We start from the raw sequence: 15256 nt of genomic DNA, 5'->3' as shown, positions 1-15256 counted from the left end.
TTTGATTTTTTGTCTGAAACTATTGTTCCACAAGGCTATTATCGTGTTACTTTAGATAACACAGTCCTCGGTAAACCCGGTAAAAAAGCCAAAACAGTGCACATAAAGATCAAAATGGTGCAAACAATATCTCCATTGACGTGATAACAAAGCTAAACAATAATTGTCAGCAATGTGTGGTTTTGAGGTGTAATAAATGCAAGAAGATGAGCAAACAGATGTTGATAAGGTCTGTGACGCAATCTATCAGGCGATTCTTGAACGACGCTTAGAGCCCAATACTCGTCTTGTTGAAACCAAACTGGCTTCGGCACTAGGCACCAGTCGGCCGGTAGTCAGGCAGGCATTACTTTTAATGGCGCAACGGAGGCTGGTGGAGATCAAGCCCAATAGAGGTGCCGAAGTCGCTGAACCGACCGAAAAACAGGCCAGAGAAGTGTTTCAGTCCCGTAAACTGATTGAGAAAGAAGTGGTTGCGCTGGCTTGTCAGAATAGAAAAGAAACGGATTTGCTGAAACTTCGGCACCATCTGGAGGCAGAAAGTGCTGCGCGGAATACACATGACAGACATGCATTAATCCGGGCGACAGGCGAGTTTCATATTATGCTGGCGGAAATCGCGGGTAATCAGCTTTACCTCGATTTCTTAAGGCAACTGATCGCGCTGAGTTCACTGATTCTGGAGAAATACCAGTCTGAGCAAGTGCATCATTGTGATGAAAGCCATCATGCTCAGTTGGTCGATTTGATTGCCAATAAACAATCATTGGAAGCTCAGAAACTGATGCTTGAACATTTAAATGATATTGAAGCCGAATTGGTTTTTGAGCGTCCGGTGAAAGAAACCGATTTAGAGGCGGTGTTTCAGGCGATTCGCAAACCGTTATAATCATTTTCAATTATTGATGAGAGATGCCCGATATGCCTCGCTCGGAACTTGCACAACGGATTTACCTGCAACTGGAACAGATGGGGCCGAAAGAGCGGCAACTTGCCGAATTTCTGCTGACGCATGAAGCTGAACTGGCGATTTATTCCAGTGCGGATATGGCTCGTCTGGCGCGCGTGTCCAAACCGGTGGTGAGCCGTTTCTTTAAACGCCTGGGTTATGACAGCTTCGCTGAAGTCCGGCAGGATCTGCGTAAGGTGCAAACGTCCGGTTCTCCATTACTGGCAGATCAGCAGCCCGCGGATATCGGCACGTTATTAGCCAACCATCAGGCACAGGAAGCGAGAAACTGGCAACAGACGCTGACGGACTTACAGCGGTTACCGCTGGATGCCATTGCGGAAACGATGTGCTCAGTCAGACAAATTAAGGTGATCGGTTTTCGTAACAGCTATCCGGTTGCACTGCACTGGCGCCAGCAGTTGTTACAACTGCGAGCAGGCGTGGATATTGTGCCACAACCTGGGCAGACGCTGGCGGAAGAGCTGAGCCAACTGACCGAACAAGATTTGGTGATTATGGTGGCGATGCGCCGTCGTCCGGTTAATGTGAAACGAATCATGCAGTGGCTGGGCAAATCACCGGCGAAGTGTCTGCTGATCACGGATCCTTCCGGATTAGAGCATGCAATACATGCGGACTGGACGCTAACTTGTCATCAAATCAGTCCAGGCGGATTTGCCAGTTATGCCAGTGCGATGGCGGTGGTCAGTCTGATGTCGAACCTTTGCCAGCAGAAACTGTCAGATGACAGTCGGGTGCAGGCGATTGATGAACTGTTTGATCTGATGGATGAATTAGAACCCTCTCTGGGAGGCTAGTTCCTGATTGAACTGAAAGAAAAAATGTCTGCGTGAATCGTTTGGCTGGTTACGCAGATTTTTTATATCCCCGCAAGAAATAATAGTTCCAATGTGTTTACTAAAAGAAACAATAGTTGTTTAATGGGTATATTGAAGTTCGGATTGGAGTGATGGACTTGGCTGATTTCTCTGTTTACTGCCCGCATGGGCCACATAATTTCAGAACGACGCAGGAAGGCGCGCTGAGCGATCTGCGTCTGGTTTACAAAGATCTCTATCATGTGGCGGGATATCCGACCGGTGCTGGGAATCCAACCTGGCTGCACACCCATGAACCTGCGGCGGCAACGTCACCGGTGCTACTCCAATTAATGAATGCGGGTATGCAAATTATTGGCCGGGTACAAACTGATGAACTGGCCTATAGCCTCAATGGTTGCAATATTCACTACGGCACACCAGCTAATCCTGCTGCACCGGATCGGTTACCGGGCGGTTCTTCCAGCGGCAGTGCTGTTGCGGTCGCTCGTGGCGAGGCCGATGTTGGCTTAGGTACGGATACCGGCGGTTCGATTCGTGTTCCGGCCTGTTATAACGGCCTGTTTGGCATCCGTCCGACTCACGGTCGTTTATCTTCGGAACATATGGTGCCGTTAGCACCGAGGTTTGATACCCCTGGCTGGCTGTGTCGTGATGCGGTAACGCTGGAACGGGTCGGGGCTGTGTTATTCGGTGCAGCTCCGCTCAAACCGGAAGCCGTTGATTTGCTCTGGGCTACCACGTTGTTTGATTTGTTGCCGGAAGCACTGCGTACCGCCATTGCACCGCTTAAACAACAGATCGTGGCGTGTGCTGTTTCTGTCAATGGATGGGATTTTGATCCTGTCCGTCTGAGTGAACTGAATAATACATTTCGCACCTTACAAGGACGGGAAGTCGCCCGTACACATTCTGCATGGGCAATGCAGCATCTTGATGCGTTTGCGCCGGATATCGCCGAACGTTTTCAGTGGGCCAGCCAGTTAACGGCAGACGCAGAGGCACAAGCTGAAGAAGCCTGCCAGCAGTGGAAAGCAGAGATCATTGCTCAGTTGGATACGGCTTTTCTGGTTATTCCGACCACGCCTGATCTGGCTCCATTACGCAGTGCCAGCGATGCTGATTTGGCCGATTTTCGCATGAAATTGCTGGGGCTAACGGCACTGGCGGGTCTGGCCGGACTTCCGCAGATACACCTGCCATTAGTGAAGGTCAATGGCGTTCCTTTTGGTTTATCCATTATCGGCAAACCAGGTAGCGACATGCAGTTGCTGGCCTTAGCCCGTCTGTTCAGCGATGCCATCGGCAAGGATAACTGAGATGAAGCAATTAGCCTTTACTGCCTCTCATTTTCAGGCGTCCGAAGCGGGTATGGCGATTTTGAAAAACGGTGGCACTGCGATTGAAGCGATGGTGGCCGCCGCTGCCGCGATTGCCGTCGCGTATCCACACATGAACAGTTTGGGCGGCGATGGTTTCTGGCTGATCCATGAGCCCGGTAAGCAACCTGTTGCCATTAATGCGGCAGGTGTCAGCGCGGCACAAGCGTCTGCAGCTTGGTATCAGAACCGAAATTATGCACAGATCCCATCCCGTGGCAGTGCCGCGGCATTAACCGTGGCAGGCACTGTCAGCGGCTGGCAACTGGCGCTGGAAATGAGTGAGAAGTGGCAAACCGGGATCGGGCTGGAAAACATCCTGCATGCGGCCATTCATCTGGCTCGCAACGGCATCAAAGTGACCGAAAGTCTGGCGGCCGCCAGTCGCAAAACCATCAATGAGTTATCAGCTGTTGCGGGGTTTAGCGATCGTTATCTGCCAAACGGTGATGTATTGAGGGTGGGTGAAACATTACGCAATGAGCCGTTGGCTGACTTGCTGCAACATTTGAGCAGGGTTGGTCTCGATGATTTTTATCGTGGTCAAACAGCGAATTGTATTGCTGCCGCCTTAGCTAAAGCCGGCTCACTGCTGACGCAGGCTGATCTTGCGGCCTACAAAGCACGTCAGATGGAGCCTTTATCTGTCACGACCAGCAAAGGCAGGTTTTATAACCTGCCGTTACCAACGCAGGGCATTGCATCACTGCTGATTCTGGCACTGTTTGATCGCTGTTTTGACTCATCACTGGATGACAGTACGCAACTGCATTTGCTGGTGGAGGCGACCAAACAGGCTTTCCGCGTGCGCAATGCCGAAGCACAGGATGCCTCGGTGGCGACTAAAGATATCAGTCGCTGGTTACAGGAACCGGCATTGCAAAAACTGGCCGCAGAGATTGATCTAAATCAGGCTGCACCTTGGCCAAATCCGGCCATACCAGGCGATACCATCTGGATGGCTGCGCGCGATAAAGATGGGCGAATGGTGAGCTTTATTCAGAGTATCTATTGGGAATTCGGCTCAGGTCTGGTCATCCCTGAACTGGGCCTGTTGTGGAATAACCGCGGCGTCAGTTTCAGTCTGGAACGCGGTGCCACCAATGAACTGAAAGGCAATATTCAGCCATTTCATACGCTGAATCCGGCACTGGTGCATCTCAATGATGGCCGGATTTTGGCTTACGGCACTATGGGCGGGGAAGGACAACCGCAAACTCAGGCGGCCATCATCTGGCGTCATCTCTATCAGCAGTTATCACTCAGCGAAGCTGTTGCTGCACCGCGCTGGCTGCTGGGACGAACCTGGGGTGATAACAGCCATAACCTGAAAATAGAAGCGGATATGCCAGAACCTATTCTCTCTTCACTGCAGCAACGGGGACATGAAATGCAACCGATCCCTGCCTGTTCGGAACTGATGGGACATGCCGGGGCGATTTCAGCAACCGAAGCCGGCGTGGTTGATCTGGCAACCGACCCCCGTTCTGACGGCGCTGCGCTTTCAGATTCTTTTGGCGTTATGCCAGCCGAATTTTTTAATTAACTTCTCCGGAGAATTTACGTGGAATTGATTCAATCTGTTGCCCCGATTTTATTGGCATTGGTCATGACTGGTGTCGTGGCCGGTATTCTGGCCGGGTTGCTGGGTGTGGGCGGTGGTATCGTCATGGTGCCGGTGCTTTACTTCACCTTTCAGAGTTTTGATGTAGCGCCGCAACACGCCATTTTGCTGGCAACAGGGACTTCTCTGGCGGCAATGATCCCAACTTCCATCATGTCTATCCGCTCACAAAAGAAGCGAGGCAATGTAGATACGGATTTGCTCAAACGCTGGGGGATATTCCTGCTGATTGGCGTACTGGCCGGCGCGGCACTGGCTACGCACTTTGGTGGTATCTGGCTGACTGCGATGTTTGGCAGCCTTGCCATGCTGGTTTCATTGAATATGTTATTCCGAGCCAAAGCAAAACCCTTCGCCGCTGAATTACCTGGCAAGGCCGGGCAGTCACTCATTGCCATGGTGATCGGGTCGGTTTCCGTCATGATCGGTATTGGCGGCGGCACGCTGAGTGTGCCAATTCTGACCAGTTGTAGCTATCCGCCTCATCGTGCCGTCGGCACCTCATCCGCAATCGGCTTACTGATCTCGGTGCCGGGCGCCATCACTATGCTGGCAACAGGAACGACTCCTGCAGATGCACCGTATGGCACGATTGGTCTGGTCAATCTGCTTGGCTTTGCCTGCATTGTCCCTATGTCCGTGGTGTTTGCTCCTGTGGGCGTGCGTTTGGGGCAGAAATTAAATCCTGTTCGTTTAAAACAAGTTTTTGCGGTGGCATTAGCGTTTACCGGTGCCCGTATGCTGTTTTCGGTGCTGTAAGAGGAATCCGACAATGTTAGATATTCAGGCTTTCGATCAAATCAATCCTCCTGCTCGTCTGTTGATGGGGCCCGGTCCGATCAACGCTGATCCGCGTGTATTACGCGCCATGTCATCACAACTGATCGGTCAGTATGATCCGGCGATGACCGAGTATATGAACCAGACCATGGCGCTGTATCGTGCACTCTATAAAACCAATAACGAATGGACATTCCTGATCGATGGCACCTCGCGCGCCGGGATCGAAGCCATGCTGGTGTCGGCAATCCGCCCTGGCGACAAGGTGCTGGTGCCGGTCTTTGGCCGTTTTGGTGATCTGCTCTGTGAAATTGCCCGTCGCTGCCGTGCCGAAGTGCATACCATCTCGGTACCATGGGGCGAAGTGTTTGATCCGCAAATGGTGGAAGATGCGATCATCACGATCAAACCACGGGCATTACTCACCGTTCAGGGCGATACTTCGACCACCATGCTGCAACCACTGGCGGAACTCGGTGAAATCTGCCGTCGTCACGACGTGCTGTTTTATACCGATGCAACCGCTTCTTTCGGCGGCAATCCGATGGAAGTCGATGCCTGGGGATTGGATGCTGTTTCTGCCGGATTACAGAAATGTCTGGGCGGTCCGTCAGGCAGCTCGCCGGTGACATTAAGCGATCGTTTTGCCGATGTGGTCCGGAACCGCAAACATGTAGAGCAGGGGATTCGTAACGCCACTCATCAGGACGGCTGTGATGAGATCATCTATTCCAACTATTTCGATCTCGGCATGATCATGGATTACTGGGGACCGGAACGCCTGAATCATCATACCGAAGCGACCAGCATGTTATTCGGCGCCCGGGAATGTGCCCGCATCATTCTCCAGGAGGGCATCGATACCTGTATTGCCCGTCACAAGCTGCATGGTGATGCACTGCTTGCCGGTATTCAGGGCATGGGATTAAAACCATTCGGCGACCTGAAACACAAAATGAATAACGTTCTGGGTGTTTATATTCCTGAGAATGTGCACGGCGAACAGATCCGCCAGACCTTGCTGAACGATTTTGGTATCGAAATTGGCACCTCGTTTGGTCCGCTGCACGGCAAAATCTGGCGTATTGGTACCATGGGTTACAACGCACGTAAAGATACCGTTCTGATGACACTGTCTGCGCTGGAAGCGGTATTAAACCGGTTCAGTTTTAAAACGGCTCAGGGTGCTGCGCTGCAGGCAGCATGGGATGTCTATGCATCTGCGGAGATTTGATATGGAAGCAGGCATCCGCATTTTTGAGCGCTGCAATGAGCTGGCTCTCCTCAGTGAAGATACTGATGCGTTAACGCGCGTCTATCTTTCAGAACAACATCAGCAAGCCAATCAGCTGGTGGGAGAATGGATGCGCGATGCCGGAATGCATGTCTGGCAGGACGCCGTTGGCAATATTTGCGGACGGTATGAAGGAGCAGAACCGGAAGCCCCCGCCTTGTTGTTCGGCTCACATCTGGATACTGTGCGTAATGCCGGTAAATACGATGGCATGCTGGGCGTTATCACGGCAATTGAGCTGGTCTCTCGCTTGCATCAGCAAAATAAGCGGTTTCCTTTTGCCATCGAAGTGGTTGGTTTCGGTGATGAAGAAGGAGTCCGCTTTGGTGTGACCTTGCTGGGCAGCCGGGGGCTGACCGGAAGCTGGGGGGATGACTGGCTGGATAAACAAGACAGCCATGGCATTTCGCTCGCGCAGGCTTTACGTGATTTTGGTCTGGTGCCGGAGCTGATTCATCAGGCTAAAAGAAAACCGGATGATTTTATTGGATATCTGGAATTGCACATTGAGCAAGGCCCGTTACTTGAGTCAACCGACCTCGCTTTAGGTGTTGTCACTGCGATCAATGGCGCCAAAAGACTGAATTTCTCGTTTAAAGGTGTGGCCGGACATGCCGGAACGGTTCCTATGTCATTACGACAAGATGCGTTGGTCGGTGCCAGTGAACTGATTCTGGCAGCAGAATTCATCGCAAAAGAATTTGATGTCGTGGCTACTGTGGGAAAAATCGCGTGTCACCCCGGTGCGGTGAATGTGATCCCCTCGGAAGTCTCATTTACGCTAGATATCCGGGCGCCGGATAATCAGCAACGTGATGCCGCGCTTTTTGAGATACTCAAAGAAGCAAAAGAAATCGCCACCCGACGAGGATTAGAGCTCGGTTTCGACTGTTTTTACAGCTCGGATGCCACGCCATGTGCGGGTTTGCTGCAAGAGAAACTGACGAACGCCGTGACGAAAGTACAAGGCCGGAGTATGAGTCTCGCCAGTGGTGCCGGACACGATGCTATTGCCATCGCGGCATTGTGCGAAGTCGGCATGCTCTTTATGCGTTGTAAAGGCGGTATCAGCCATAACCCCGCAGAGTCAGTTCAGGTTGCTGATATTGAATTGGCGCTTCAGGCGCTGATGCATTTCCTTTCAGATTTCCATTAACTTTTGTTGCCCGTGGACGTTCCACGGGGCTCATCTGCAGAAACCGGAGGTCTGGCCATCACTGGATGGGGTAGTTTTAATCGCTCTCGATTTTCAAAATAGCAATGATCTGTTCCGCATTGCCATGAACCAGATCTGCCAGCGTAAATTCATCCATGGCGATCAGAAAGGCTTCCATCCCGGTTTTCAGCGCACGGGTTAAACGGCAGACAGGAATCAGTTTGCAGCCGGGAGAATTACAGTCCACACCATTCAGGTTATTTTCCAGATCCCGGATCACCTGGCCAATGCGGATATCTTTCGGGGCTCGGGCCAGCGTGATGCCGCCGTTTTTTCCGCGCAAAGAATTCAGGTAGCCCAGACTCGACAGTTGTACGACGACTTTGACCATGTGATTACGGGAAATACCGTAATGTTCGCTGATGGCGTTCACACTGCTGCGTGACCCCGGCGGCAGGCATGCCATGAACATCAGAGCCCGCAGGCCATAGTCGGTATAAGTGGTTAATTTCATTTCAGGCACCCGTTTGTATCACATGAAAAATATATCACAGCCTGGCATGAAATAGATATTTCGAATGCATATTTGATGAATATCAATAACAGCGTGTTAACAAATGATAAAAATACGTTAACAAAACGACCAGCGGAGCGTTGTGATGCCTGTTAACGATGAAAATCCATTCCGTGCCGAGTGGAGCGCTAAAGGACATACCCTGTGTCTGGGACACTGGGAAATCAGTTTCAATGATCAGGAAGTTGTGTTGCCGGAAACCACGGCGGTCAATGACATGGGCACATTCGGTAACTTCAGTTATCTGTTTGAGGATGATCCGGACTGGGAGGAAGGGTTAAAGGAAGACGAGTGGATTGTTGATAACATCGATTGGCTCAGCCAGTGTTTTATCGACAATGACATTCCGGTAGAAGAAGCGTTTTTCCGCTGGTTTTATCAGGCCGTGAATGTCGCTGACTGGCGTTGCAGTTCCTGTGGCGGATGCATGTGATCCCTGATCCGGTATGACCGGACCATAGCGCTTTAGTGATTGTGTGCTATCGTATCCGGTTATAGCGAATGAGGATGAACGCCTATGAAAATCGGTCTGATCGGTGCAGGAAATATTGTCAAAAGCTGTCTGGATGCGATACGCAATGTCCCGGATATCGTCTGCGAGGCTATCTTTGTAAAGGAAAGATCGGCTGAGAAAGCGAAAGAACTGATGCAGGAATACAACATCAGGAAGCTGTATACGGATTATGATGCTTTCCTGAAAGACCCTGACATTGACATTGTATATATCGGCGTACCCAATAGTTTTCACTATGAATATGCCTTGTCGGCGCTGAATAATAACAAGCATGTCATATGTGAAAAGCCCTTTACCTCTGACAGCAATGAGTTAAAGGTATTGTCCGATCTGGCCAAAAGTAAAAAGCTGTTTTTATTTGAAGCGATCACCATGCTTTATTTGCCTAATTTTTTATATCTTAAGGAAAAGGTAAAAGAAATTGGCGATATCAAACTGGTGCAGTGCAACTACTCGCAGTATTCAAGCCGTTATCCTCAATACCTGAATGGTATCGTATTGCCTGCGTTTGATCCGGCGCTGTCCGGCGGCGCGCTGTATGATATCAACATCTACAATGTGCACTTCACCTGTGCGCTGTTTGGCGAGCCGCTCTCTATGGAATATGTTGTTAATAAAGGATTTAACGGCATTGATACCTCCGGCGTCCTGTTGCTTCAATACCCTGAATTTATCGCGGTATGCTGTGGCGCAAAAGACTCGCAAAGCCCGAGTCATGCGACGGTCCAGGGAACAAAGGGCTACGTCCGGCTGACGAGCGCACCTAATACCAGCAAGGCGGTTGAAAGTTATATCGATAATGAACTGACAGAGACCAATCATAATAAATATGAAAATCATATGGTTTATGAACTTTCTGCCTTCTGTTCGATGTTTATGAATAATGACTATGAGGCCTGCTATAAAAACCTCGATCACTCCATCGCTGTGATGAATATTTTAACCAAGGCCAGAAAAACAGCCGGCATTGAATTCGCATCAGACAGCGGAAAGTAAAACCGCTGGGCATTAGCCCAGCGTAATCCCCGCCAGCACCAGATAGCGTGAAACCTTCGCGACTGTCACCAGCAGTAGAAAGGGCAGGACAGGTTCACGCAATATCCCGGCCATCACCGTCAGCGGGTCGCCGATAACCGGCACCCAGCTGAGGAGAAGTGACCATTTTCCGTATAACCATTGATCTTGTGGCATTTGGATATGTAGATAAAAGTCTACATTGCTTGGTCAGTATGGTTCCCTCTATAGCCACACACCTTTCACTTGTTAAATGTTTTTTGTGAAGTTTGATGGCTTTTTAGACGAGATTTTAGTCAGAAATATTTTGATTGATATCACATAGTATGCATTTTTTATTCAATGTTATAAGTTTTGAAATTCACAGAATTACACTTTTTCCATTTAAATCATATTGATACGCATGGGTTGGCTCGGCCTAATGACAAACCTTCACGCCTTTACTTTGTCGCGTGAAGTGATAGCCTGAAAGAGGTTGGTTTACGGATTATCCTTTTTTAATGAAAAAAGACAGGTGAAAGATGAAGATTGCAATTGGAAGTGATCATGTCGGGTATGAGATGAAACGTGACATTATGGCTTATCTGATTGAAAAGGGGATCGAATGTAAAGACTTTGGTCCATACAGTACAGAGAGAGCTGATTATCCTGACTTTGCTGTGGCAGTATCCAAAGCCGTTATTAATGGAGAATATGACAAAGGGATACTGATCTGTGGTACGGGTATAGGTATTTCTATTGCTGCAAATAAAGTGAATGGAATAAGAGCGGTCGTTTGCAGCGAACCTTATTCAGCCCAATTATCTCGTCAACATAACGACACAAATATTCTGGCATTTGGCGCAAGGGTTATCGGGATCGAACTGGCTAAAATGATAGTAGATCATTGGTTACAGGCTAATTATGAGGGTGGACGGCATCAGGGCAGGGTTGACAAAATCAAGGCTATTGAAAAATCACAATCCACACAATGATATATATGGGATAACCAGCTATAAAATAAGGAATTAAATTCATGACAACATTTGGGACAATAAAGGGTAAAAATCTAAATAGTTCTGTGCTTCAGGGATATGATATTCTGGAGATGAAAAAAATATAATGGTTTATCATTCATACATCAGAAAAAGAAAAATTAAAAACTCACATATGATTTTGATGTTATGATAAATATATCAAATAACGTATTATATTGGGTATATAGATTGATGAAATCTTATAGAAAGATATAATAAGTTGTATTTAAAATATGCAGAGAGCTCAATATATGATTGATAGTAACCTTGATGCGTTAGCTACCGGCGCTAAAATTCGTATGGCTTTGCCTGGTCTTAGTAATACTGAGCGGCTCATTGCCGAATGGTTACTGTCAAAAGGTAATATTAATGCAAAAACAAGTATCAAGGAAGTCGCAGAACAACTTGAAGTTTCTGAACCATTAATTGTGAAGCTGGCTAAAAAATTAGGTTTTGCGGGTTACAGAGAACTAAGACAAGCTTTGGCAGAGTACCTCGATTCGTTACCCCAGAACAGTGAGAGAGAGATTGAGTCAACCGATAGTGTTGAATCTGTATTAGATAAGGTGTTCGCTAATTCAATCCAGGCAATGAAAGAAGCTCGATCAGTTGCGGATCCTCTGTTAATTGAAAAGGCGGCTAAATGTATATTTGAGGCCAAACACGTCACTATTTTTGGTGTTGGCGGTTCATCAGCTGTGTGCCAGGATTTCGAACATAAATTACTTCGTATCGGCATACTGAGCAGGGCGTATAGTGATTTTCATATGATGCTGATGGTGTCAGCTCAACTTGATGAGTCTGATGTTGTTATTGTTATTTCCCAGTCCGGAGATACACGAGAATTATTAAAAGCAGTTGAAATAGCGAAACAACGGAAAGCGAAGATCATCTGTATTACTAATAATGACATATCATCGTTGGCTCAGTTAGCGGATATTGCCATATTCAGCCCAGCTAAAGGTGGTATTCTTTTGGGACAAAACGCAGTTGCCCGCATTGTCCAGTTGAATCTTCTTGATGTGTTATTCATCGCCATTTTATTGCAGGATCATGACAATAATCGTGAAAAACTTGCGCGAGGCTCTAAAGTTGTCAGACATCTGCATGGTAAAGGATCGGTTGATTAATCCCCTTGCTGCTCGTTAATTTCCATAATCCCGGAAACTTATTCTGATTTCGGGATTTTGTGAATTGTATATTTCTCTGCGCTTGGCTTCATCTCTTCTTCTTCGGATTCATCTCATCACTAATCTTCTGTTTTGGTTATAGAGCCGATAAGTATTTTTTTATCTGAATTCGCCATGTAACCGATTTCAAATTTTATACATGAACTCGTTTGAGAGTGTTTTTTATAGGTCTCACTTGTTGTTTACGAAATGTTTTTTATTTGTGAAGTAGATCATCTCACGCCATTGTAGAGCTAAAACTTTACTGATAGATTTAATTTCGTGAACTTTCGCGAGCCTCTGATTTTGATGTTGGTAGTAAGCAGAGCCACGAAATACGAGCAAACGCTGATACAACTAATCTGAAAACGCAGGAGATACACCATGCATAAGTTACTGAAAGTTGTTGCTGCTACCACATGTGGTTTGATGTTATCCGGAGCCGCTCAAGCTGCTGATTACGCAGTTATCCTGAAAACTTTATCTAACCCTTTCTGGGTGGAAATGAAATCAGGGATTGAAAAAGAAGCGCAAACATTAGGTGTTAGCGTGGATGTTTTTGCTTCACCTTCTGAAGGCGATTTCCAGTCACAGCTGCAACTTTTCGAAGATTTGTCTAATAAAGATTACAAAGGTATCGCTTTTGCGCCTCTATCTGCGGCTAACCTTGTTGTTCCAGCTGCCAAGGCATACCAAAAAGGTATCCATCTGGTAAACCTGGATGAAAAAATTGATATGGATAACCTTGCAAAAGCAAAAGGCAATGTCGAAGCATTTATCACAACTGATAACGTTGCCGTAGGTGCACGTGGTGCCAACTTTATTGTTGAACAGCTGGGTGCCGCAGGTGGGGAAGTCGCCATTATCGAAGGGAAAGCAGGTAATGCCTCCGGTGAAGCCCGTAAGAATGGTGCAACGGATGTGTTTAGCAAAAATTCCGCAATAAAACTTGTCGCCAGCCAGCCAGCTGACTGGGATCGTATCAAAGCGCTGGATGTGGCAACAAACGTTTTGCAACGTAATCCGGACCTGAAAGCCTTTTACTGCGCCAATGACACTATGGCGATGGGTGTTGCTCAGGCAGTTACTAACGCAGGTAAAACCGGCAAGATCCTGGTTGTAGGAACAGATGGTATTCCTGAAGCCCGCAAGATGGTTGCTGATGGACAGATGACAGCAACTGTGGCTCAGAATCCTGCTGAAATTGGCGCAAAAGGTCTGAGATTATTAGTTGAGTCAGTTAAATCAGGAAAAATAATTCCATTAACTGAACAACCTAAATTTGAAACGGTTGATTCAATTTTGGTTACCAAATAATTATCTCTTTTAAAATATAGTACTTATTAAATTTAAAACTGGGACGACATCAGCTGTCGTCCCTGATTCCGGCTGGAGAATGTTATGACCACGCCATATATAAAAATGGAAAAAATAGCTAAAAATTTTGGCCCGGTTCAAGCGTTGAAATCTGTTGATTTAGATATTTATAGCCATGAAATACATGCATTGCTAGGGGAAAATGGTGCAGGGAAATCAACTTTGATGAAAGTTCTTTCCGGCATTCATGACCCAAGCTCTGGTAAAATCACAATTTTGGGACATGAATACGATAAATTGGATCATAAGCTGGCTGCTGATTTAGGGATTGGCATTATATATCAGGAGTTAAGCGTTATTGATGAATTAACCGTTCTTGAAAACATGTTCATTGGCCGGTTACCAACAAAGAAAGTGTTTGGCATAGAGGTTGTTGACTGGGCTGAGATGCAAAACAGAGCTGCCATTATGTTGTTGCGCATTGGCCTGAAGGTTGATCTTTATGAGAAAGTAGCCAATCTTTCTATTAGCCAGAAACAAATGCTGGAAATTGCTAAAACACTGATGCTGAATGCAGAAGTGATTATTATGGATGAACCAACCTCATCATTAACGAATAAAGAAGTCGAATATCTTTTCTTGATCATGAATCAGTTAAAAAATGAGGGGAAGGCGATTATTTATATTTCACATAAACTAAATGAAATTAGGCGTATTTGTGATCGCTACACTGTTATGAAAGATGGTAGTAGTGTTTATTCTGGATTTATAAAAGACGTATCGAACGACGACATTATAAAGATGATGGTTGGTCGAGATATTCAGAATAAATTTACCGGCCTGAAGTCAGAAACAAAAGCAATCGATCAGCAACCTACTTTTGAAGTGAAAAATATAACCAGTAAAGATAATAAACGAGTAAAAGATATATCCTTTAAAATGAACAAAGGGGAAATACTCGGATTTGCTGGTTTGGTTGGGTCTGGTCGAACTGAATTTATGAACTGCATCTTTGGTGCCGAACCTAAAAAATCCGGACAAGTGATTTTGAATGGAGAAGATATTACTCCTGAATCTCCACTAGATGCCCTTAAGAAGGGTATGGGCTACATTACGGAAAGTCGTAGGGAAAATGGTTTTTTTGATAATTTCTCAATAGCTCAAAATATGGCCATTTCCAAAAGTCTAAAAGATGGAGGGTTTAAAGGAGCATTTGGCTTGTTTAATACCAAAGAAGAAAAAGAAATAGCCGAAGAACAGCGAAAACTCTTGGCACTGAAATGTAGCTCCGTTGATCAGAATATTAAAGAATTATCTGGTGGTAATCAGCAAAAAGTCATTATATCGAAATGGCTATGCTGTGAACCCTCTGTGCTGATATTTGATGAACCAACCCGGGGCATTGATGTTGGTGCAAAAGCTGAAATATATAAAGTAATGAGAAAACTGGCCGATTCGGGAAAAACCATACTGATGGTCTCATCTGAATTACCAGAAATCATGGCTGTCTGTGATCGGATCGCTGTTTTCTGTGAAGGTAGATTAACACAGTTAATGGACAACACAGATCAGGTTACAGAAGAGGAGATTATGAAATGGGCATTACCACAAGAGTAGAGGCTTAAAAA

General features: G+C 46.7%; 15 protein-coding genes. 13 read left to right on the top strand and 2 right to left on the bottom strand.

The annotated features are described in order from the left end of the window. The first annotated feature begins 196 nt into the window (after window positions 1-196). The 7 genes from HNR75_RS04065 (at window position 197) to hpxK (ending at window position 8024) form a co-directional block, all read left to right on the top strand. Entirely contained in the window at window positions 197-889 is a 693-nt protein-coding gene (locus tag HNR75_RS04065) for a GntR family transcriptional regulator (protein ID WP_188025740.1), read from the top strand. A 32-nt stretch (window positions 890-921) separates the two neighbouring features. Continuing rightward, a complete protein-coding gene (locus HNR75_RS04060) occupies window positions 922-1770 on the top strand; it encodes a MurR/RpiR family transcriptional regulator (protein WP_188025739.1) in 849 nt (282 codons plus the stop codon). 152 nt (window positions 1771-1922) lie between these two features. Next, window positions 1923-3110 (top strand): amidase, encoded by a 1188-nt coding sequence (locus tag HNR75_RS04055; protein WP_188025738.1) that lies wholly within the window; start codon window positions 1923-1925, stop codon window positions 3108-3110. 1 nt (window position 3111) lies between these two features. Continuing rightward, entirely contained in the window at window positions 3112-4716 is a 1605-nt protein-coding gene (locus HNR75_RS04050; RefSeq protein ID WP_223157749.1) for a gamma-glutamyltransferase family protein, read from the top strand. Window positions 4717-4734: 18 nt separating this feature from the next. Next, a complete protein-coding gene (locus tag HNR75_RS04045; RefSeq protein WP_188025736.1) occupies window positions 4735-5553 on the top strand; it encodes a TSUP family transporter in 819 nt (272 codons plus the stop codon). Between the two features lie 13 nt (window positions 5554-5566). Next, window positions 5567-6808: a pyridoxal-phosphate-dependent aminotransferase family protein gene (locus HNR75_RS04040; protein ID WP_188025735.1), complete on the top strand. Its 1242-nt coding sequence runs from the start codon at window positions 5567-5569 to the stop codon at window positions 6806-6808. Between the two features lies 1 nt (window position 6809). After that, window positions 6810-8024 (top strand): allantoate amidohydrolase, encoded by a 1215-nt coding sequence (gene hpxK, locus HNR75_RS04035; RefSeq protein ID WP_223157748.1) that lies wholly within the window; start codon window positions 6810-6812, stop codon window positions 8022-8024. 76 nt (window positions 8025-8100) lie between these two features. On the opposite strand, the gene HNR75_RS04030 is transcribed toward hpxK, so the two are convergent. Beyond that, window positions 8101-8538 (bottom strand): Rrf2 family transcriptional regulator, encoded by a 438-nt coding sequence (locus HNR75_RS04030; RefSeq protein WP_188025733.1) that lies wholly within the window; start codon window positions 8536-8538, stop codon window positions 8101-8103. Between the two features lie 145 nt (window positions 8539-8683). Between HNR75_RS04030 and HNR75_RS04025 the strand changes: the two genes are divergently transcribed. Both HNR75_RS04025 and HNR75_RS04020 read left to right on the top strand, forming a co-directional pair. After that, on the top strand, window positions 8684-9031 hold the full coding sequence (locus HNR75_RS04025; RefSeq protein WP_188025732.1) for a hypothetical protein: 348 nt from the start codon (window positions 8684-8686) through the stop codon (window positions 9029-9031). Window positions 9032-9115: 84 nt separating this feature from the next. Next, window positions 9116-10108 carry a Gfo/Idh/MocA family protein gene (locus tag HNR75_RS04020; protein WP_188025731.1) on the top strand — a complete coding sequence of 331 codons (993 nt, stop codon included), beginning with the start codon at window positions 9116-9118 and terminating at the stop codon, window positions 10106-10108. A 12-nt stretch (window positions 10109-10120) separates the two neighbouring features. On the opposite strand, the gene HNR75_RS04015 is transcribed toward HNR75_RS04020, so the two are convergent. After that, window positions 10121-10303: a YqaA family protein gene (locus HNR75_RS04015; protein ID WP_223157747.1), complete on the bottom strand. Its 183-nt coding sequence runs from the start codon at window positions 10301-10303 to the stop codon at window positions 10121-10123. A 344-nt stretch (window positions 10304-10647) separates the two neighbouring features. Between HNR75_RS04015 and rpiB the strand changes: the two genes are divergently transcribed. From rpiB to alsA, 4 genes are all read left to right on the top strand, one after another. Beyond that, window positions 10648-11100 (top strand): bifunctional allose-6-phosphate isomerase/ribose-5-phosphate isomerase RpiB, encoded by a 453-nt coding sequence (gene rpiB / locus HNR75_RS04010; RefSeq protein WP_188025730.1) that lies wholly within the window; start codon window positions 10648-10650, stop codon window positions 11098-11100. Between the two features lie 293 nt (window positions 11101-11393). Beyond that, on the top strand, window positions 11394-12272 hold the full coding sequence (gene alsR, locus HNR75_RS04005; protein WP_188025729.1) for a transcriptional repressor AlsR: 879 nt from the start codon (window positions 11394-11396) through the stop codon (window positions 12270-12272). Between the two features lie 423 nt (window positions 12273-12695). Further along, a complete protein-coding gene (gene alsB / locus HNR75_RS04000) occupies window positions 12696-13628 on the top strand; it encodes a D-allose transporter substrate-binding protein (protein WP_188025728.1) in 933 nt (310 codons plus the stop codon). A gap of 84 nt (window positions 13629-13712) precedes the next feature. Then, entirely contained in the window at window positions 13713-15245 is a 1533-nt protein-coding gene (gene alsA, locus HNR75_RS03995; RefSeq protein ID WP_188025727.1) for a D-allose ABC transporter ATP-binding protein AlsA, read from the top strand. Window positions 15246-15256: the final 11 nt, after the last annotated feature.

Source organism: Tolumonas osonensis (assembly GCF_014202415.1).
Taxonomy (GTDB): Bacteria; Pseudomonadota; Gammaproteobacteria; order Enterobacterales; family Aeromonadaceae; genus Tolumonas; species Tolumonas osonensis.
The sequence above is the reverse complement of the archived record's forward strand: the minus strand, read 5'-3'. Positions and strand labels throughout refer to the sequence as shown.